The 19,307-nt window shown below is 67.3% G+C and carries 19 protein-coding genes; 11 read left to right on the top strand and 8 right to left on the bottom strand.

Features of this window, described 5'->3' with window-relative positions; translation table 11 throughout:
- Positions 1-60: 60 nt before the first annotated feature.
- The 6 genes from B9C43_RS20360 (at position 61) to hisD (ending at position 4,099) form a co-directional block, all read left to right on the top strand.
- Entirely contained in the window at positions 61-366 is a 306-nt protein-coding gene (locus tag B9C43_RS20360; RefSeq protein ID WP_084428504.1) for a hypothetical protein, read from the top strand.
- Positions 367-376: 10 nt separating this feature from the next.
- Complete coding sequence (locus tag B9C43_RS20355; RefSeq protein ID WP_143446471.1) at positions 377-676, top strand: hypothetical protein; 300 nt, start codon at positions 377-379, stop codon at positions 674-676.
- Complete coding sequence (locus tag B9C43_RS56755; RefSeq protein ID WP_160096598.1) at positions 654-830, top strand: hypothetical protein; 177 nt, start codon at positions 654-656, stop codon at positions 828-830. The genes B9C43_RS20355 and B9C43_RS56755 overlap by 23 nt, the downstream gene beginning before the upstream one ends.
- 30 nt (positions 831-860) lie before the next feature.
- Positions 861-1,739: a GNAT family N-acetyltransferase gene (locus B9C43_RS58545; protein ID WP_084428503.1), complete on the top strand. Its 879-nt coding sequence runs from the start codon at positions 861-863 to the stop codon at positions 1,737-1,739.
- Positions 1,740-1,803: 64 nt separating this feature from the next.
- The gene (locus B9C43_RS20345) at positions 1,804-2,694 is read left to right on the top strand and encodes a GNAT family N-acetyltransferase (RefSeq protein ID WP_084428502.1); all 891 of its coding nucleotides are present in this window, start codon (positions 1,804-1,806) and stop codon (positions 2,692-2,694) included.
- Positions 2,695-2,809: 115 nt separating this feature from the next.
- Positions 2,810-4,099 (top strand): histidinol dehydrogenase, encoded by a 1,290-nt coding sequence (gene hisD / locus B9C43_RS20340; RefSeq protein ID WP_235038742.1) that lies wholly within the window; start codon positions 2,810-2,812, stop codon positions 4,097-4,099.
- 31 nt (positions 4,100-4,130) lie between these two features.
- Here the strand turns inward: hisD and B9C43_RS20335 are convergent, their stop codons facing one another.
- Positions 4,131-5,081: a helix-turn-helix domain-containing protein gene (locus tag B9C43_RS20335; protein ID WP_084428500.1), complete on the bottom strand. Its 951-nt coding sequence runs from the start codon at positions 5,079-5,081 to the stop codon at positions 4,131-4,133.
- A gap of 82 nt (positions 5,082-5,163) precedes the next feature.
- On the opposite strand from B9C43_RS20335, the gene B9C43_RS20330 reads away from it, so the two are divergent.
- Together B9C43_RS20330 and B9C43_RS20325 are read left to right on the top strand one after the other, a co-directional pair.
- On the top strand, positions 5,164-6,144 hold the full coding sequence (locus B9C43_RS20330) for an alpha/beta hydrolase (RefSeq protein WP_235038741.1): 981 nt from the start codon (positions 5,164-5,166) through the stop codon (positions 6,142-6,144).
- Entirely contained in the window at positions 6,141-7,100 is a 960-nt protein-coding gene (locus tag B9C43_RS20325) for an alpha/beta hydrolase (protein WP_084428499.1), read from the top strand. The genes B9C43_RS20330 and B9C43_RS20325 overlap by 4 nt, the downstream gene beginning before the upstream one ends.
- A gap of 104 nt (positions 7,101-7,204) precedes the next feature.
- Here the strand turns inward: B9C43_RS20325 and B9C43_RS20320 are convergent, their stop codons facing one another.
- Both B9C43_RS20320 and B9C43_RS20315 read right to left on the bottom strand, forming a co-directional pair.
- Entirely contained in the window at positions 7,205-8,119 is a 915-nt protein-coding gene (locus B9C43_RS20320; RefSeq protein ID WP_235038740.1) for a GNAT family N-acetyltransferase, read from the bottom strand.
- Positions 8,116-8,958: a class I SAM-dependent methyltransferase gene (locus B9C43_RS20315; RefSeq protein WP_033383123.1), complete on the bottom strand. Its 843-nt coding sequence runs from the start codon at positions 8,956-8,958 to the stop codon at positions 8,116-8,118. Before B9C43_RS20315 ends, B9C43_RS20320 begins: the two co-directional genes overlap by 4 nt.
- Positions 8,959-9,196: 238 nt before the next feature.
- Here B9C43_RS20315 and rpsA point away from each other — a divergent pair, with 238 nt between their 5' ends.
- Both rpsA and B9C43_RS20305 read left to right on the top strand, forming a co-directional pair.
- Positions 9,197-10,690 carry a 30S ribosomal protein S1 gene (gene rpsA / locus B9C43_RS20310; RefSeq protein WP_033383122.1) on the top strand — a complete coding sequence of 498 codons (1,494 nt, stop codon included), beginning with the start codon at positions 9,197-9,199 and terminating at the stop codon, positions 10,688-10,690.
- A 368-nt stretch (positions 10,691-11,058) separates the two neighbouring features.
- Positions 11,059-11,673 carry a hypothetical protein gene (locus B9C43_RS20305; RefSeq protein WP_143446470.1) on the top strand — a complete coding sequence of 205 codons (615 nt, stop codon included), beginning with the start codon at positions 11,059-11,061 and terminating at the stop codon, positions 11,671-11,673.
- Here the strand turns inward: B9C43_RS20305 and B9C43_RS20300 are convergent.
- On the bottom strand, positions 11,660-13,345 hold the full coding sequence (locus tag B9C43_RS20300; protein ID WP_200825620.1) for a sensor histidine kinase: 1,686 nt from the start codon (positions 13,343-13,345) through the stop codon (positions 11,660-11,662). The two genes, B9C43_RS20305 and B9C43_RS20300, sit on opposite strands and share 14 nt — an antisense overlap.
- Positions 13,346-13,432: 87 nt before the next feature.
- Here B9C43_RS20300 and coaE point away from each other — a divergent pair, with 87 nt between their 5' ends.
- On the top strand, positions 13,433-14,587 hold the full coding sequence (gene coaE / locus B9C43_RS20295; RefSeq protein WP_084428497.1) for a dephospho-CoA kinase: 1,155 nt from the start codon (positions 13,433-13,435) through the stop codon (positions 14,585-14,587).
- Between the two features lie 16 nt (positions 14,588-14,603).
- Here the strand turns inward: coaE and B9C43_RS20290 are convergent, their stop codons facing one another.
- The 4 genes from B9C43_RS20290 to B9C43_RS20275 are packed head-to-tail and all read right to left on the bottom strand — an operon-like array spanning position 14,604 to position 19,164.
- On the bottom strand, positions 14,604-16,043 hold the full coding sequence (locus B9C43_RS20290; protein ID WP_084428496.1) for a glycoside hydrolase family 3 protein: 1,440 nt from the start codon (positions 16,041-16,043) through the stop codon (positions 14,604-14,606).
- A gap of 3 nt (positions 16,044-16,046) precedes the next feature.
- Positions 16,047-16,877 (bottom strand): carbohydrate ABC transporter permease, encoded by an 831-nt coding sequence (locus B9C43_RS20285; protein WP_033383117.1) that lies wholly within the window; start codon positions 16,875-16,877, stop codon positions 16,047-16,049.
- On the bottom strand, positions 16,874-17,863 hold the full coding sequence (locus tag B9C43_RS20280) for a carbohydrate ABC transporter permease (protein WP_084428495.1): 990 nt from the start codon (positions 17,861-17,863) through the stop codon (positions 16,874-16,876). The genes B9C43_RS20285 and B9C43_RS20280 overlap by 4 nt, the downstream gene beginning before the upstream one ends.
- A complete protein-coding gene (locus tag B9C43_RS20275; protein ID WP_033383113.1) occupies positions 17,860-19,164 on the bottom strand; it encodes a sugar ABC transporter substrate-binding protein in 1,305 nt (434 codons plus the stop codon). Before B9C43_RS20275 ends, B9C43_RS20280 begins: the two co-directional genes overlap by 4 nt.
- Between the last annotated feature and the right edge of the window lie 143 nt (positions 19,165-19,307).

The raw sequence follows: 19,307 nt of genomic DNA, 5'->3' as shown, positions 1-19,307 counted from the left end.
ACACAGTGTCCGGACAATCTGTCTTGACAGAGTGTCCGATTCGAGCCGATGCTAGTGGCCATGGAATGCGTCTTGCATGGCTTGTTATGGCTCGCGGTGTTCTGCCGAGTCACGACATTGGCCGCGGTGGCGGTCAACGGAGTGATCCGCAAGTCCAACCGCGACGCCGCCGAACGCAACGACTACCTGCTGTTCCTGCCGTTGGGTCTGGCGTTCTTGCTCGATGTCGTCGGCGGGCTCGCCGGTGTCGTCGCTGCCAGCCTGGTCACCGATCTCGGCGAGAAGCTCCTGCTCGGAAGCCTCGGCAGCGCCTTGCTGATCTTCTTCGCCGTCGTCATCGCCCTGCAGTACCGGCCGATCCGCTGAGGAGATGTTGATGTTCGCTCTGCGTTTGATCTTGCGTGCCCTGTTGTGGCTCGCGGTGTTCTTCCGTGGCACGACGATGGCGGGAGTGGCCGCCGTGCATCGCATGGAGGACGCTGATCCGTTCCTCCTCGCGTTGGCCCTGCCCGCGGAGGCGGCGGCGAAGCTGGATGCCATTGGCGGCGCGGCAGGCATCGCGCTGGCCGTCACCGGCAAGGACCTCGACGAGAAGATCCTGTCCGGTGGGTTCGGCAGTGCCCTGTTAGTGCTCATGGCGGACAGGAAGATCCGTGAGCGTCGGTACTACGGCTGACGGCTTCGTCTGGTTCTGGTTGTGGGCGGCCGTGGTCATCAGGGCCGCGACCGTCCTCGACGAGCGCGGCAACCGGATCGCGATCCGGTGCTTCGGCGGATTCCTGGTGCTGCTCCTGCTTGTCGCGCTCGTCTTCACGCCGTGGCCCCGCTAAACGTGTTGACGGGCCCGTGACGATCGGATCGTGAACATCGCTCCTGTGTCGGTGGCTGAAGCCATGCCGCTGCTGCGCGAGTACTGGGCCGAGATCGCCGGCAGGTACCACGGCAGGCCGATGACCACGGCCGAGGTCGATGAGATCGTGCGCGTCGAGCCGAGCGACGACCTGCTGATGCTGGTGGCCACTGTGGACGCGCAACCGGTCGGCTGTCTTGGCCTCAACCTGTCCATTCCGCCGTTCGCCGAAGTCAAACGGATGTACGTGACCCCGGCAGCGCGTGGCCACGCAGTGGGGCAGGCGCTGCTGGCCGAGGCAGAACGAGCGGCACTGCGGCACGACGCGGTGACCATGCGCCTCAATGTCCGCGACGACCTGGTCGAGGCACGGGGCCTGTACGCCAAATGCGGCTACCTCGAGGTCGATCCGTTCAACGACGACGACTTCGTGGCCCACTGGCTCGCCAAGGACCTGCTGTACACAACACCGGTCGGGCGCGGCGATCCCCGGCTTGCCGGAATGCTCGCCGCGCTCGACCGGGACCTGCGGGATCGCTACCCCGACGAGGACATCGGGCCGTCGCCAGTTCCGCCGGGGGCCCGGTTCGTGCTCGCCTGCCGTGGCCAGTCACCGGTCGGATGCGTTTCCGTGCAACCAAAAGGGAACGACTTCGAGCTCAAGCGGATGTTCGTTGCGCCGCAAGCGCGGGGGACCGGTGTCGCGCTGCTGCTGCTGGAAGCCGCCGCGTCCGTGGTTCTGGATGCGGGCGGCCGCAGGATCGTGTTGCAAACAGGGACCCGTCAGCCCGAGGCGATCCGGTTGTACGAGAAATCCGGGTACACGCGCATCCCGAACCACCAGGACCCGCTGTCAGTCTGCTTCGCCAAGGATCTGACAGGCTCCTGACGTAGTCGGTGCGAGTGCCGACATGCGCAGGAAATAATGTTGACGCTGCCCTGACGATCGAACCGTGGACATCACCCCAGTTGACCCGACCGAGGCCCTGCCCGTCATCCGGGCGTACTACGCCGACATCATCGGTCGTTACCACGGCAGGCCGGCGACCCCGGCCGAGATCGAGCAGACCATGCGCGACGAGCCAAGTGACGACCTGGTGATGCTGATCGCCCGTGACGGCAACGAGATCCTCGGCTGCGTCGGGCTTGACTTCCACATTCCGCCCTTCGCGGAAGTCAAGCGGATGTACGTGCTTCCGGATGCTCGAGGCCGGGGCGTGGGGCAGGCGTTGCTCGCCGCGGCCGAAAAGGTCGCACGCGAGCACGACGCGGTCACCATGCGGCTGGACACCCGGCGCGACCTGGTCGAAGCGATCGCGTTGTACCGCAAGACCGGGTACGTCGAGGTCGAGCAGTTCAGCGAGGGCATGTACATCGACCATTCGTTTGCCAAGGACCTGGTGTACGTCACCGCGGCCGAGCCGGACGACATCCGGCTCAAGGCCCTGATCGCCGAGTTGGACCAGGAACTGCGGGGCCGCTACAACGACGAGGCGATCGGCCCGATGCCGATCACGTCCGAGGTCCGGTTCGCTCTGGCGTTCCGGGGCCAGGAGCCGATCGGATGCGTTGCCGTGCAACCAAAAGGCGATGTCGACTTCGAACTCAAGCGGATGTTCGTACTGCCGGCGGCGCGAGGTACCGGTATCGCACCGCTGTTGCTGGACGCCGCCGAGGCGACGGTCCGTGCGGCAGGGGGCCGCAGGATCGTGCTGGAGACCGGCATCCGTCAGCCCGAGGCGATCAGGTTGTACGAGAAGTTCGGGTACACGCGCATCCCGAACTTCCCGCCGTACGACCAGGACCCGCTGTCTGTCTGCTACGCCAAGGTCGTGGCCGATTGACCTAAGGGCGACCTTTTCGGTGTGCTCGCCGTAGGATCGACGCAGGTGATGGGGAGGGCGGCGTCCGGATCACGCCTTTCAACTGAATCTGTGGAGGACAACGATGGTTCTGCACATGAAGTCCGCAGTCAGCGCGGCGGACGACAGCGAGAAACGCGCGGCGGTCTGCGCGACGGTCGCGTCCGTGATAGCCGATATCCGGGACAACGGGGACACCGCTGTCCGCAAGTACTCCGAGAAGTTCGACAACTGGTCGCCCGAGCAGTTCCGGCTCTCCGCCGAGGAAATCGACCGCATCGTGGCCACGGTCCCCGAGCAGACGCTGGCCGACATCCGCACCGTGCAGCACAACGTCAGGGACTTCGCGCAGCGGCAGCTCGAATCGTTGCGGGACTTCGAAGTCGAGACGCAGCCGGGCGTGTTCCTTGGCCAGAAGAACATTCCTGTCAGCGCGGCCGGTGCGTACGTACCTGGTGGGCGCTATCCACTGGTCGCCTCGGCGCACATGACCGTCGTGACGGCCAAAGTGGCAGGGGTGGAGCGGGTGACGACGTGCACTCCGCCGATCCACGGTGAGGTTCCGGCCGCGACCATCGCCGCGATGCACCTCGCCGGAGCGGACGAGATCCTGTTGCTGGGCGGCGTGCAGGCGGTCGCGGCGATGGCCATCGGCACCGAGACGATCGGCAAAGTCGACCTGATCGCCGGGCCAGGCAACGCCTACGTCGCCGAGGCGAAGAAGCAGCTGTTCGGCGACGTCGGCATCGACCTGCTGGCCGGGCCGACCGAGATCCTGATCGTGGCCGACGAGCACGCGGATCCGTTCATCGTCGCGGTCGACCTGCTGTCGCAGGCCGAGCACGGCCCTGACTCACCGGCCATCTTGATCACCACGTCGGAAACCCTTGGCGGGCAAGTCATCAAGCACATCGACGCGCTGCTCCCGGGGATGCCGACCGCGGACTTCGCCGGGCCCGCGTGGCGTGATCACGGCCAGGTGATCGTGGTCGACGACCTCGCTGAAGCGTTCCGCCTCGCCGACGAGTTCGCCAGCGAGCACGTCCAGATCCTGACCGAGAGCCCGCGCCAGGCGCTGACCTCGATGCGCAACTACGGGGCCTTGTTCCTCGGCGAAGGCACCGGCGTTTCCTACGGCGACAAGGTCATCGGCACCAACCACACCCTGCCGACCAGGAAGGCCGCGACCTACACCGGCGGTCTCTGGGTCGGCAAGTACCTCAAAACCGTGACGTACCAAGAGATCACCGACAAGGCGGCCAGCGTGGCACTCGGTGAGCTGCTCGGCCGCACCGCGCGAGTCGAGTCCTTCGAGGGACACGCCCGGTCCGGCGATGTCAGGGTGGCCAAATACACCGGATCGTCCCTGCCGTGGGCCCCGGAGTGACCAACCGGATCGGGGCCGGGAAGGGCGGCGGTCAGTTGTCGCGCAGGTGACGCAGGACGAGCGCGAGGTGCAGGCGGAACCGGCCCGCTGGCGTGTCGATCGGGAAGCCCAGCGCGGTCTCGGCTTGGGCGATACGGGCCGGGATCGTGCTGTGGTGGCGGTGAATCGCGGTGGCTGCCTTGCGGTTGGAGTTGGTGCGGGCCAAGGCCGCGAGCACGGTCAGCAGTTGCTGGTCCAAGGCGTCCAGCGCGATCACGTCAGGCAGCTTGGCGATTTCCTCGCGGGGCAGGGAAGCCAGTGCGATCTGGCTGCCTAGGTCGTCTGCGCGCACGGCCGGGTGACTGACGCTCGCGAACCGCAGCGCAGTCCGCGCTTCGGCCCACGCGGCCGGTGCGTTGATCGCGGGCACCTGCGTACTGATGCCTACTTCGCCGTCCTGGTCGGGAATTTCGTTCGTCGCCAGTACCGCGTGCAACGGGCCCAGCGCGGCGGACAGCCCGGTAGGGGTGCCTTTCACGGCCAGGACACGCAGCGGAGTTGTCGGCTTCAGCTCAAGCAGATGCAACGCGCGGGACCGTTCGGCTTCGCCCGCGCTGTCCGACAGGACGAGCTCGACCAGTGCTGGATCTCCTAGCGCGGGCAAGGGAACCCGGCTGAGCTCCAGCGACAACGCGACCGCGATGGAGAAGCGTTCCAGCACCATGTCGTCCAACGGCAACGGCTTGCCCGCACGGGCCAGCCAGACGATCGTGCCGTCCTCCAGCTCACGTCTGGTCGCGTGCGCCGGAGTGGGGCCGCCTACCTGCAGGCCCCGAGCGGGGGAGGACACACCGAGCGGGCACTCGGCCAGCCCGCTCGCCTTGCGCACGATCGCGTCGAGGCTGGTCCGGGTGGCGATCAGCCGGTCGAAGAAGCCGATCACCCGCACCGCGTTCTCGGCGTCGGCATCCAGTGACGACAGCCGCAGCAGCAGGCCCTCCATTCTCGCGAGGTTACGCCACCGCCATCTGTCGGGGCAGGATGTCCGAATCGCCGCCATGTGGCTGGTGCGTGACGATGTGCCCATGGCTGAGCCTTGGGACATGAGCAAGTACGCCATCGACCCTGAATTGCTCCCCTGGCTCGACATGCTGCCCACGATCGCGCTCACGGACGCGGAATCACTCGCCGAGAAACGCGCCAGCCTGGACGAGATGGGCAGCGTGCTGCCCCCGTACGACGCCACGAACGCGATCGACGTTCGAGACGAACTGGTTCCTGGCCCGGACGGCGCACCCGAGGTTCCCGTCCGGGTCTACCGGCGGGCTGGCCAGGAAGGCGCTCAGCCGGGGTTGTTCTACATCCACGGCGGCGGGTTCGTCATCGGCGGCCTTGAGATGGCCGACCGTTTCGCGATGCCGGTCGTCGACGAGCTCGGCATCGTCGTGGTGGCGGTGGACTACCGGCTGGCGCCCGAGACGCCGTTCCCCGGTCCGGTCGAGGACTGTTACGCGGCGCTGGTGTGGACCGCCAACAAGGCTTCTGAGCTCGGCATCGACCCGGCACGCCTGGCGGTCGGCGGGGAGAGCGCGGGCGGTGGCCTCTCGGCTGCGACGGCTCTGCTTGCCCGTGACCGCGGCGGTCCCGCGCTGAGCTACCAGTACCTCTGGATCCCTGAGCTCGACGACCGGCTGGAGACCGAGTCCATGCGGGCGTACGTGGACACTCCACTGTGGAATTACCCGAACGCCGTCTTCAGCTGGGACTCATACCTTGGTGAAGGCAAGCGGGGCACTGCGGACGTGTCGCCCTACGCCGCGCCCGCGCGTGCCACGGATCTTTCGGGTTTGCCGCCGACGGTGGTCACGGTGTGCCAGTTCGACCCGTTGCGTGATGAAGGGTTGGAGTACGCGCGGCGGTTGTCGCAGGCTAATGTGCCGACCGAACTGCGGGGTTACGCGGGCACCTTCCACGGCTCGAGCCTGGTCGGCGACGCCGCGGTGACTCAGCGCGCCGCCGCCGACCAGCTGGAAGACCTGCGCCGAGGCCTGGAGGTGGCTTCGTGAGCTACGCCTTCGACCCCGAGCTGCTGCCATGGCTCGACGTGCTGCCGAACATCCCGCTGGAGACCTACGAGGATCTGCTTGTGTCGCGCGGTCGGATGGCCGAGATCCGTGCCCAAATGCCTGCGTACGAACCCAGTAGGCCGATCGACACGCGCGACGAGTTCATCCCGGGCCCGGCCGGCGCACCGGACGTCCTCGTCCGGATCTACACACCGCCCGCCTCGGACGCCCCGCGACCAGGACTGGTGTACATCCACGGCGGCGGATTCGTGGGCGGCAACATCGACATGACCGACAATGCGTGCCTGAAGTACGCCGACAAACTCGGCATCGTCGTGGTGTCCGTGGAGTACCGGCTGGCGCCCGAGACGCCGTTCCCCGGGCCGGTCGAGGACTGTTACGCGGCGCTGGTGTGGACCGCCAACAAGGCTTCTGAACTCGGCATCGACCCAGCACGGATCGGCGTCGCGGGCGGCAGTGCCGGTGGCGGTCTCACCGCGGGAACGGTGTTGCTCGCCCGCGACCGTGGCGGTCCCGCCGTCGTTTTCCAGCATCTCGGTATCCCGGAACTGGATGACCGGCTGGAGACCGAGTCCATGCGGGCATACGTCGACACTCCACTGTGGAATCGGCCGAAGGCGATCTTCAGCTGGGACTCGTACTTGGGTGAAGGCAAGCGGGGCACGGCGGATGTGTCGCCGTACGCCGCGCCCGCGCGTGCCACGGGCCTGTCGGGTTTGCCGCCGACAGTGGTGACGGTCTGCCAGTTCGACCCGTTGCGCGATGAGGGAATGGAGTACGCACGGCGGTTGTCGCACGCCAACGTGCCGACCGAACTGCGTGCCTACGCGGGCACGTTCCACGGTTCGCAGATGGTCACCGATGCTGCCGTGACCATGCGGATGGCCGCCGACGAACTGGAAGACCTGCGCCGGGGTCTGCGGGTGACGTCATGAGCTATGCGTTCGACGCGGATCTACATCCCGCCCGGAGACGCTCCCCGGCCCGGCCTGCAGGCGTGAGCTTGTAGGCGGAGCTCCTTGTGATTGACAGTTGGGGGTCAGCGCAAGGCCGAAGCCGGCCGGACTTCCCAGATTGTCCAGAGTGGACGGTAACCCTGCCGTGCCCAGAACACCGTCGACAACGGGTTGGGCGGGTTGAAGTAGAGAAAGGAGCCGATCGTGCCCGCCGCGGCGAGTTCGCGGTGCACCACGGAGATCATCTCCCGGCCGATGCCCGCGCCGCGGAACGACGGTGCCACCGAGAAACTGTTGATATAGCCCCAAAGACCGTGCCGGACGCGGGTCTCGCTCCACGATCCGCCGACCGACTCGTTGAACCAGCACTCGGCCAGCGCGACCGCGATTCCGTCGCGCTCACCGATCCAGACGGGGTCGTTCTGGTCGAGGTGCCGGGTCAGCGCGGCCCGCTTCACCTGCGCCGCGCCGGGACGTAAGACCGTGCTGCCGACCATCGCGGAGTACTCCAGCTCCGCCATGGCCAACGGCAGGATCGTGTCGATGTCCCGCAGCGTCGCGCGCCGCACCTGCAGCGTGCCCGGTGACGGCAGGATCGGCGCGCCGGTCCGGATGGCTAATGTGGACAGTGGGACCAGGCCGTGGTCCAGGAACGCCCGCGCCGCGCCGACGTCTCTGCTTGGCCAGGTGACCAGGCAGGACGAGTCGGGGCCGGTGGGACGGCGGGCCATCGTCCTGCGCCACTGGTCCAGTAACTGGGGCATCCCGTGCTCGCCGAGCATCGGGTGTAACTCCCACACCTCCAGCGCGGACCACAAGGTCGCCATCGCGTCCGGCGCCAGCCTCGTCTGCACCAGCACGCCGGCCACCCGCGTGCCGTCCGGTAAGGCCGCGCTGATCACGTTGCCGTCGGGCGGCCGGACCGCGGCCGGGAGCATCGGGTCCAGACGGGCGAACCACGCGCTCTGCGTGTCCAGCGCCCCGTCGGTGAACCTCACGTAGCCCTCCGGCAGCAGAAGATCGCGGTTCCGGGAAACAGCTCACCGCGCAGCGGGCTCCACTGGCCCCACTCGCGGGTCTGCTCCTCCGGCCACTCCGGCTCGACGATGTCCTCGATCACGAAACCAGATCCGGTCAGCGCCCGCACGTAGTCGCCGAGCGTGCGGTGGTGTTCGACGTAGGTCGCCCGGCCGTTCTCGTCGACCTCCACGTACGGGGTGCGGTCGAAGTACGAGTTGATCACTCGCAGCCCGTCCGGCCCGGGATCGTCCGGGAAGATCCACCTGATCGGGTGAGTCACGGCGAAGACCCACTGGCCGCGCGGCCGCAGCACCCTGGCGACCTCTTGGAACACCGGGCGCACGTCGGCGACGAACGGCACCGCGCCGAATGCCGAGCAGGCGATGTCGAAGCTCTCCGCGGCGAAAGGCAGCCGTTCGGCGTTCGCCCTGATCAACATCGGAGTGATCCCGGTCACATCGTTCGCGCGCTTCGCGTGCCGCAGCATCCCCGCCGACAGGTCGAGTGCGGCCACCCGCGCGCCCTGGCTGGCCAGCCACCTCGCGCACGGCGCCGATCCGCAGCCCACCTCGACGATGTCCTTGCCCTTGACGTCGCCGAGCAGTTCTATATCGCGTTCCCGCAGGCCTTCGGGGCACCAGAGGAAATTCACGTCACCGAGGAAGTCGCCGTGCTCGGCGATGTAATCGTCCGCATCCGCGTCCCACCACGCGATGTTCGCGGCGATCGACTCGGCCGCGCCCGCGCTTCGGCGAGCGGGACCGACGGTGCCGAGAGTAGTTTGAGCGCCGGCGTACCGGGTGTCGCTGCTATCCACGCCTGCTCCTTATGGGCATCCGGTTTGCCCGACGATCGCGCGGGCGCGTACGATACCGCCCGCGCGGTGAATTTCGCGCTGCCTGCGGTTCAGGTGAGGAATCTGGGAATCGGGTTGCGCGTATCGGTGTTGAACCTTGTGCATGATCACACATGGTGCAGGGCGCTCGTCATCACACCGTGCGCCAGAACTTAAGACAACCCAACTACTCCCAATCCGTACCGGAGCAACCCACCTAATGTCCACCGACACCACCATTGTCCCGGCTTCCAACGCGCCCAAGCAGCAGGTCGCAATCAACGACGTCGGGACGGCGGAGGACTTCCTCGCCGCGATCGACGCGACGATCAAGTACTTCAACGACGGCGATATCGTCGAAGGCGTCATCGTCAAGGTCGACCGCGACGAGGTTCTTCTCGACATCGGCTACAAGACCGAGGGTGTCATCCCCTCGCGTGAGCTCTCGATCAAGCACGACGTCGACCCCAATGAGGTCGTCAAGGTCGGCGATGAGGTCGAGGCGCTTGTTCTCCAGAAGGAGGACAAGGAAGGTCGCCTGATCCTGTCCAAGAAGCGTGCTCAGTACGAGCGCGCGTGGGGCACGATCGAGGGTCTCAAGGAGGCCGACGAGCCGGTCCGCGGCACCGTCATCGAGGTGGTCAAGGGTGGTTTGATCCTGGACATCGGGCTGCGGGGCTTCCTGCCTGCCTCCCTCGTCGAGATGCGTCGCGTCCGCGACCTGCAGCCGTACGTCGGCCGCGAGCTCGAGGCCAAGATCATCGAGCTGGACAAGAACCGCAACAACGTGGTCCTGTCCCGCCGCGCGTGGCTGGAGCAGACCCAGTCCGAGGTCCGCAGCGAGTTCCTCAACCAGCTGCAGAAGGGCCAGGTCCGCAAGGGCGTCGTGTCCTCGATCGTCAACTTCGGTGCGTTCGTGGACCTCGGCGGCGTCGACGGCCTGGTGCACGTCTCGGAGCTGTCCTGGAAGCACATCGACCACCCGTCCGAGGTCGTCGAGGTCGGCCAGGAGGTCACGGTCGAGGTCCTGGACGTCGACATGGACCGCGAGCGCGTGTCCCTGTCGCTCAAGGCGACCCAGGAAGACCCGTGGCGCCAGTTCGCCCGCACCCACGCGATCGGCCAGATCGTGCCGGGCAAGGTCACCAAGCTGGTTCCGTTCGGTGCGTTCGTCCGCGTGGACGAGGGCATCGAGGGCCTGGTCCACATCTCCGAGCTGGCCGAGCGCCACGTGGAGATCCCGGAGCAGGTCGTCCAGGTCGGCAACGACGTGATGGTCAAGGTCATCGACATCGACCTGGAGCGTCGCCGCATCTCGCTGTCACTGAAGCAGGCCAACGAGGGCTTCACGCCGGACACCGAGTTCGACCCGACCCAGTACGGCATGGCTGCCGAGTACGACGCCGAGGGCAACTACATCTACCCCGAGGGCTTCGACCCGGACACCCAGGAATGGCAAGAGGGCTTCGACAAGCAGCGTGAGGAGTGGGAGCGCCAGTACGCCGAGGCGCACACCCGCTACGAGCAGCACATGTCGCAGATCCGCAAGGCCGCCGAGGCCGACGCCGCCGCCGCTGCGGGCGAAGGCGCCGAGGCCGCTGGCGACCAGAGCTACTCCTCCGCCGGGACCGAGACCCAGGCCAAGAGTGGTGGCACGCTGGCCAGCGACGAGCAGCTCGCCGCGCTGCGCGAGAAGCTGTCCGGCGGCGTCTGATCCACTGATCAGGCTCGCTGGCAAGTAACACGCACGAAGCCCCTCGCACCGCGGTGCGAGGGGCTTCGTGCGTGTCCACCGGCTCCGGCATGGTGAGTTGAACGCGCGAGCGGCGCACGGCGAGAATCAGCTGTGCTGGTAGCGAGTCGAGCAGTTTGACTCACCGTGCCGGAATGGTGGACACGCGGGTGGTGGCGCGCTGGTCGGCCGAAAGTTTTCGATGCAATCACTTCACCGTGGATGATCAAGAAAGTGCTGATCATCGCGTCGGCCGGCGAGGTACGCGGGGGTAGCTCGCGTTGTTCGTTCGTTACTTTTTGGGGGATCGCGTCCCCTTCACCCATCAGGGGGACTACGGTCTACACCTTGTGAGTGCTAAGGCATGGACACGCAGCGCGTCCGCCGTGGTGCTGATCGCTGGTTTGGCGGGCTGCGCGGCCGAGAAACGCACACCCCTCGTAGTCCCCATTCCTACCTTCACCCCGTCGTCGAGTGCCGCAACGACCGCCCCCGCGCGGATCGTCGGCGCGTTGCCGACCGGGTGCGGGGCGATCGCCTCGGCTGAGGAGATCTCTGAAGCAGTCGGCAAGACGATGCCGGGACAGGCGAAGCTGGTCGACGGCGCCGCCGACGCGAACATCGGCCGGACCGACCGCATCGACTGCTACTACGGGTTGGGCGACAGCGACAAGGTCGACGACGCCCCTGTCCGCGTCGGACTGGCGAGCTACAGCGACGCCAAGACGGCCACCACGAGGGTCAACAAGACCGTTGACGACGAGAAGGCCGCTGGCGCCAGGTCCAGCGATGTCACGGTCGGCGCCGACAAGGGCACGCTGCTGATCGGCAGGAAGACCGCCACCCTGGTCGCCACCCATCAGGCCACAACGGTCGTTGTGATCGCCACCTTGGAGGCCGTGCCGGCCGCCCAGGCACAGACCGTGCTCGTCAAGATCGCGGACCGCGCGCTCAGCCCTCGCTGACCCGCAACGTCATCTGGACCGTCGTCGGCCCGCCAACCGGGCTCTGCACGGTCATCACGCCGTCAAAGGCACTCAGCCGTCGCGCGACGCCACGTAGACCCGTGCCGCGAGACATGTCGGCGCCTCCACGTCCGTCGTCCCGCACGGTGAGCTCAAGCGCGTCCTCGACCAGGCGGATATCCACCTGCACCGCGGTCGCCTCGGCGTGCTTGGTGACGTTGGTCAGAACTTCGCTGACCGCGAAGTACGCGGCCGTCTCGATCGGTGGATCCAGACGGCGGGGCAGGTCCACGTGGACCTTGACGGGTAATGGCGTGTCCAAGGCCAACGCGCGGACCGCGTCGCCGAGCCCACGGTCGGCGAGCACGGGAGGGTGGATCCCGCGCACGAGGTCACGCAGTTCGGCCAGCGCCTTGGCCGAGTTGTTGCGGACCTTCGACAGCACCTCTTTGGCACGGCCGGGGTCCTGGTCGATCAACTGCTCCAGCGCGCCAAGCCCGAGCCCCATGGCCACCAGCCGGGCCTGGGCACCATCGTGCAGATCGCGTTCGATCCGGCGCAGCTCCGCCTCGGCCGTGTCGGTCGCCTCGGCCCGGGTCTGGGTCAGCTCACGCACACGTTGCGCCAAGGCCTGCTCAGGACTCGGGGCGAGCATCAGCCGCGTCCACAGCCCGTTCAGCCGCGCCGCCGGCCCGGACAGGCGCAGGCCGACCGCCACCAACGCCACTCCCACCGGGATCGCCAGCCAGTCCGATCCAGCGATCTGGCCGTACCACCCCGCGGCCCAGTCCGGCTCGTTCGGGCCGGCGAACCAGCGCCAGGTCTGCGGCAGTGCCAGCCCCCAACCGCCATAGACCACCAGTTGCACGGGAACGACGGTGATCAGCAAGCCGACGACCGGATCGACCGCGAAGAACAGCCGATCCCGCTTGGTGGTGCGGGTGGCGAACGGCTTCGCCACTGGCACACCGCACCAGTCGCCCGCCACGCGGCGGCGGTAGTTCGCCACCCGCCACGCCCGGGGAGCCACCAACGCCACCAGGCCGAACAGGGACAGGCCGGCAAGCCCCGCGCAGTGTCCCCAGTCCAACAACCACTGGCTGGGCCGGCCGCGCATCCCGCGTCGCGTCGGTCCAAGCAGCGCCCGGCTGCCTGACGTGTGCAATCGCAGCAGCACAGGCGCGCTGAGGAACCCGAGCACGATCAGCACCACGCCCCACGGCACGGTGAGCGCTCCGTAGACGATCAACGCGGCGGGCGCCAACGCCAGCACGTTGCCTACGGTCGCGTTCAGCAGCAGCCAGGCGAAGTCGCGCCACGTCGCGCGATCGTCGAGCATCCAGTCGATCTTGGCGTAGAGGTTCGGCATCCGCGGGGTTTTGTACAGCCAGCCTTCGCTCGGGTAGAAGCCCTCGGCATCGGGCTGGGGCGGTGCGGGCTCGGGCGTGTACGGCTGTGCGATGTACACCAGGTCCCAGCGCGCGGCCAGTTTCCGCCGGGCGTCGGTGACCCTGCGGGCCTGGTCGACCGCCCAGGGCACGAGGAAGATCAGACCGAACGACGTGGTGAGGATCAGAACGAGGACCTGCGCCAGCAAGGCGCCAAGGCCGAGCAACGACAGCCCGGCGAGGATCACCCCTCGGACAGGCGCGACGGCGATGGTCCTGAGCACTGCCACAGTTTGCCCGCTAGGTCCGGCAATGGGCATTGCTCGCAGGCCCACTGCGCAGGTGGGGCTAGGCCTACCTACGATCAACTCATGCTGCGAGTGGGGCTCACGGGCGGAATCGGGTCGGGCAAATCGACGGTGGCCGGTCGGCTGGCCGAACACGGCGCGGTCCTGATCGACGCCGACAAGCTGGCGCGCGAGGTCGTCGAGCCGGACACGCCCGGTCTGGCCGCGGTGGTGGAGGCGTTCGGCCCCGAGGTCCTCGCGGCGGACGGCTCGCTGGACCGCCCGAAGCTGGCCGCCGTGGTGTTCAACTCCGCCGAGCAGCGGGAACGGTTGAACGGGATCGTGCATCCGTTGGTGGGCAAGCGAACCGCCGAGATGCTCGCCGACGCGGCCGACGACGCCGTGGTCATCCACGACGTGCCCCTGCTTGTCGAGAAGAACTACGCGCCGATGTACCACCTCGTGGTCGTCGTGGACTCGGATGTCGAGGAACGTGTCCGCCGCCTCGCGGAGACCCGTGGCATGCCGGAGGCCGACGCCCGTGCCCGCATCGCCGCGCAGGCATCCACGGAGCAACGACGTGCGGTCGCCGACGTCTGGCTGGACAACTCCGGGACGCCCGACCAAGTGCTCGCTCAGGCCGACGCCCTGTGGGCGGATCGCCTGGTGCCGTTCGAGGCCAACGTCCGCCTGCACCGCTGGAGCGACTACGGAAACGCTCGCCTGTACGACTACAACCCGGAATGGCCCTTGCAGGCGGCCCGTCTGGCGGCCCGGATCAAGCTGGTCACCGGTGGCCTGCGGGTCGACCACATCGGCTCAACGGCGGTGCCTGGCTTGCCGGCCAAGGACATCATCGACCTGCAGGTCACTGTGTCCTCTTTGGAGCAAGCCGACTCGTTCGCCGAATCGTTGACGCAAGCGGGATTCCCGGTGAGCCCGGAGAACACCGGGGACCGCGGCAAGGAGACCAAGCGGTTCCACCATTCCGCGGATCCCGGTCGCCTCGCCAACATCCACCTGCGTGCCGAAGGCAGCACGGACTGGCGGCAGGCGTTGCTGTTCCGCGACTGGCTGCGGGCCTCAGAACAGGAGCGCGCGAGTTACCTCGAACTCAAACAGGGGATAGCCAAGCAGTACGCGTCCGGCGCGATTCCCGACGACGCCAAGGACGAGTGGTTCGACAAGGCCTTGCCCCGAGCCGAATCGTGGGCGGAGGCGACCGGCTGGCAGCCCTAGCCGGTCGCCGCACGCCTCACTGACCGGCCAGGAACTCCGCGGCGGCGATCATGCTCACCTTGGAGCCGCTGAAGGTGTCGATCCGCGGCCGGGAACCGGCGCCGGTACCGGGAGTGCCGGTTTCGACGTGGATGAAGTCCAAGTCGCCCAACGACTCCAGCAACGCGCGCACGTGCGCGTGCCGGTGCGCTTCCCGGGTCACGATCACGACCTGGTCGAATTCCTTCGCCGCGGCAAGGATTTCCTCCGCTGTGGCGTTGCGCAGCGACTTGCTGCCCGGCACCCGGTCCACGAGGTATTGGCCTACACCCCAAGGCATCGGGCCCGCGGCGATGGTCGGCGTCGATTCGACGTCCACCACGAGCGCCGGGCCGGTCAGCCGGGGTTCTGAATGGACACGGATGGCTTGCCGCGCCGCACGCAGCCCGAGCGTCAGATCCACCGGCTTGATCTCGGCCGCGACCGGTGGCTTGCGCAGTTCGAACGCCCGCTCGGACGCCTCGGCCAGCCGCGATTCCGGCAGTGCACCGGACCGGACGGCCTCGACGACCGCCGCGGTGATGGCGTCCATCAGTGCGGCGTCGAACTCCTGCCCGCCGATGCACAACGCGTCCGCTCCGGCGATCAAAGCACCGACCGAAGCGGCCGGGATGCCCGCGTTGTTGCCGAAACTGCCCACCACACCGGCCATGTCCAGCGCGTCGGTGACGATCGCGCCGGTGAAGCCGAGCTCGCCGCGCAGGATGTCCACCAGCGCCTTGGAGTTCAGGGTCGCCGGCTTGTCACCCCACGGCGGGACGACCAGGTGGCCGGACATGATCGCGCGGGTGCCCGCCTTGATCGCCGCGGCGAACGGCACCAGCTCGATGGTCCGCAGCTCCTGCTCGGTCCTGCGCAGCACCGGAAGACTCTTGTGCGAGTCCTCGCCCGCCGCGCCGTGCCCGGGGAAGTGCTTGACACACGAGGCCACGCCGAACTTCTGCATGCCCGTCACATAGGCAGCCACGTGCTCGGCGACCTCGCTGGGCGAGGAGCCGAAGGCACGCACACCGATGATCGGGTCGTCCGGCACCAGCGTGAGATCCGCGCACGGCGCCAGGTTCAGCGTCACACCCGTCGCGGCGAGCCGTTCGCCGAGCGCTTCCGCGACCGACGTGGTCAACGCCGGGTCCCCGGCCGCGCCCAGTGCGAGCGGGCCAGGCACGAAGGAACCGGTGTTGACGTCGAGCCGGGTGACGTCACCGCCTTCCTCATCGATCGCGATGATCACGTCCTCGCGTTCCGCCCGCAGCTGGGCGGTCAGTGCGCGGACCTGCTCGTCGTCGACGATGTTGCGGCCGAACAGAGTCACACCGCCGAGGCCCTCGCCGAGTCTGCGCAGGATCCAGTCCGGCGCGGTGGTCCCACCGAACGCGGGCAGCAGAACAGATTCGGCCAGTTTCTCCAGTGTGGACACGCGTTATCCCTTCACCGCGCCAGCGGTCAGTCCGGACACCAGCTTGCGTTGCACGATCAGGAAGAAGATCAGCGCGGGCACCGCGTAGAGCACCGACGCGGCCATGATCCCGCCCCAGTCGACGGCGAACGCCGTGCGGAACGTCGACAGCCACACCGGGATCGTTTGCTTGTCCTGGTCACGCATGAGCACCAAGGCGAAGAGGAACTCGTTCCACGCGGTGATGAAGCTGAACACCGACGTGGCCACCAGGCCCGGTCCGAGCAGCGGCAGCGTGACCCGGCGGAACGCCCCCCACCGGCCGCAGCCGTCGATCATCGCGGCTTCCTCGAGCTCGATCGGGATGCCGTTGACGAAGCCGTACAACATCCAGCAGGTGAACGGCAGTGTCAGCGCCATGTACACGAACAGCAGCGACGGCAACTGGTTGAGCAGCCCCGCGTCCCGCATCAGCAGGTACAGCGGGATCAGCAGCGCCTCGATCGGTGCGAGCTGCGCGATCAGGATCAGGAACAGAAAACCCTTGCGGCCACGGAACTTCATCCGGGCGAGCGGCACGGCGGCCAGCACACCGGCGATCAACGCGGTGAGCACCGCGCCGAGCGTGACGATCAGGCTGTTGGTCAGGAACGTGGTGAAACCCGGTTTGGCCAACGCCGACGTGAAGTTCTCGAAGGTGATCGACAGCGGGATCAGGTCGTAGCGCGGCGACAGCACCTCACCCGGTGTCTTGAAGGCCGTCGTGATCAGCCAGTACGTCGGGAAGCCCATCAGGATCGCCCCGATGACCCCGACCGTGTTGAGTGCGATCCGCTGAGGCAGGGACTTCCTCACTTCAGGTCCACCTCCTTGGAACGCAGCAGCAGCTGGATGTAGCGGGCCAGCAGGACGACCAGCACCAGCAGCATGATCATGGCGATCGCGCCCGCCGAGCCGAAGTGGCTGCCCGCGATGCCCTTGAGGTACATGTAGACCGGCAGGGTCGTGCTCTCGCCGTCCGGCCCGCCCTGGCGGACCGCCCATACCTGGGTGAAGACCCGGAAGTCCCAGATCACCGACAGGAACGTGACGATCGTCAGGATCGGCTGGATGGCAGGCCAGCTGACCGCGCGGAAGGTCTGGAACGGCCCTGCGCCGTCGATCCCGGCGGCTTCGTACTGCTCACGCGGCACGCCGATCAGCCCGGCGTACAGGCTGAACGCCACGAACGGCACCGCCTGCCACGTGATCAGCAGGCCGATCACGGTCAACGTGCTGGCGCCGTTGCCGAACCACGAGTGCCCGATGAAGCCCTCGAAGCCGAGCAGGTCCAGCGTCTTGTTCAAGATGCCGTACTGCTGGTCGAAGATCCACTGGAAGATCGTGGTCGTCGCCACGGCGGGCGTCGCCCACGCGACCACCAGCGTGACCTGCAGGATCACCCGGATGATCGGGTTCAGCTGCTTCATCAGCAGCGCCACACCCAACGCGATCAGCAGGGTGGCCGCGACGACCAGGCCCATGAAGACCAACGTCCGGACGGTGATCGTCCAGAACTCCGGGTCGCCGAGCACCTCGGTGTAGTTGTCGAGGCCGACCCAGACCAGTTGCCCGGTGACCAGCTCACGCAGGTCCAGCTTGCGGAAGCTGATCAGCACGAGCTGCAGGGTCGGCCAGATCAACAGCGCGCCGATCGCGACGACACCCGGCAACAACAACAGATACGGCAACACGGCGTCGCTGAAGCCCTTGCGCCGCCGTGTTCGCAGGGTTGGGACACGCGGCGATGCCGGCGGGGTCGTCCCCGCCGGCATCGCAGCTACGTCCTTGGTCGACGTCATGAACCCGCGAGCAGCTTGTCCAACGCGGCGTTCGCGTCGGCGGTCGCCTGGTCGAGGGACTTGGCGCCGGTGATGTACGCGGTCATCATGTCCTTCAACGGGTTCTGGCCCGCTTCGACCTCGCCCCACTTCGGGCTGGAGGGAACCGCGCGGCCGTTCTGCGCGGCCTTGGCCATCACGCTGGCGTACGGGTCGGAGGCCAGCGCGCTGATGTCAGTCGAGGTGCCCGGCACGAAGCCGGTCTTGGCGACCTCGGACATGTACTTCTGCGAGGACAACAGCTTCAGGTACGCCTTGGCGGCAGCGGTGTTCTTGCTGTTGACCGGGATGGCCAGGTTCGAGCCGCCGAGGAACACCGGGGCGCTCTTGCCCGCGGTCTTGCTGGGAATGGCGAAGGCGCCGGTCTTGTCCTTGATCGACGGGTCGGTCTTGGCGGCGGTGGCCACCTCGTTCGGCGTGCCGATGAACATCGCGACCTTGCCGCCGCCGTAGATGCCCGCCTGCTGCGGGTTGGACTCGTCGTTGTCCTTCGGTGCCTTGGTGCCGGAGGCGTCGACCAGCTTCTTGTAGAACTCGAGGCCCGCCTTGGCCTCTGGGCTGTTCAGGGTCGACTTGAAGTTCTTGCCCTCGGCCTTGGCGATGTCGCCGCCCTCGTCGAAGATGAACGACAGCAGCGCGTACCAGTTCTGCCCCGGCACGTACATGGCCTGGAAGTCGGGGTCGCTGCCGAACTTCGCCTTCAGCTTGTCGATCGCGGCGAGCAGTTCGTCGCGCGAGGTCGGCGGGGTGGTGATGCCGGCCTGCTCGAACATGTCCTTGCGGTAGAGCACCTCACGGTTGGCGGCGTAGAACGGCATGCCGTAGACCTTGCCGTCGAACGTCGCGGAGTCCTTGAGACCCTTGAGCCACTGCGAACCATTGAGGTCGTTGACCGAGTCGGTCAGGTCGGCGAGCACACCCTCGCCGGCGAACTGCGGGGTCTGCGTGTTGCCGATCTCGATCACGTCAGGCGGAGTCTGGGAGGCCAGCGCGGTGGTCAGCTTCTGCTGGATACCGTTCCACTGCTGGATCTCGTACTTGACCTTGACGCCTGGGTTGGCGTCCTGGAACTCCTTGTGCAGGGCGCTGGTCAGGGTTTCCGGCGCGGAACCGGTCATCAGCCAGACAGTCAGCTCACCGCTGAGCTGCTGTGGCTGGTTGGCATTGCTTGGGGCGCTTCCCGACCCTCCGGAGCCGGCGCAGCCCGCTGTCGCGAGGGAGATGGCGACAACTCCGGCCGCCAGCTTCATCCAGCGCTTCACTCGTGCCGTCCTTTCAAGCCCGGCCACCCCGGGCGCACAAATGGTGTAGACCAATGCAGAGCAGCGTGGTCCGGACCACACCAACTGTCAAGCCGGTTGCCAAGACGTTGTAAAAGAACAGGAAGCAGGCGGTGAGTGCGCCG

This window comes from Kibdelosporangium aridum (genome assembly GCF_900176515.1).
GTDB lineage: Bacteria > Actinomycetota > Actinomycetes > Mycobacteriales > Pseudonocardiaceae > Kibdelosporangium > Kibdelosporangium aridum.
Note: the sequence above shows the minus strand (reverse complement) of the source record. Positions and strands in the feature narration are given on the sequence as shown.

Bases quoted from the DNA above. Each gene is read 5' to 3' on its own strand.
- B9C43_RS20360 (WP_084428504.1), top strand. From the start codon at position 61: ATGGAATGCGTCTTGCATGGCTTGTTATGGCTCGCGGTGTTCTGCCGA.
- B9C43_RS20355 (WP_143446471.1), top strand. From the start codon at position 377: ATGTTCGCTCTGCGTTTGATCTTGCGTGCCCTGTTGTGGCTCGCGGTG.
- hisD (WP_235038742.1), top strand. From the start codon at position 2,810: ATGAAGTCCGCAGTCAGCGCGGCGGACGACAGCGAGAAACGCGCGGCG.
- B9C43_RS20335 (WP_084428500.1), bottom strand. From the start codon at position 5,081: ATGGAGGGCCTGCTGCTGCGGCTGTCGTCACTGGATGCCGACGCCGAG.
- B9C43_RS20330 (WP_235038741.1), top strand. From the start codon at position 5,164: ATGGCTGAGCCTTGGGACATGAGCAAGTACGCCATCGACCCTGAATTG.
- rpsA (WP_033383122.1), top strand. From the start codon at position 9,197: ATGTCCACCGACACCACCATTGTCCCGGCTTCCAACGCGCCCAAGCAG.
- coaE (WP_084428497.1), top strand. From the start codon at position 13,433: ATGCTGCGAGTGGGGCTCACGGGCGGAATCGGGTCGGGCAAATCGACG.
- B9C43_RS20280 (WP_084428495.1), bottom strand. From the start codon at position 17,863: ATGACGTCGACCAAGGACGTAGCTGCGATGCCGGCGGGGACGACCCCG.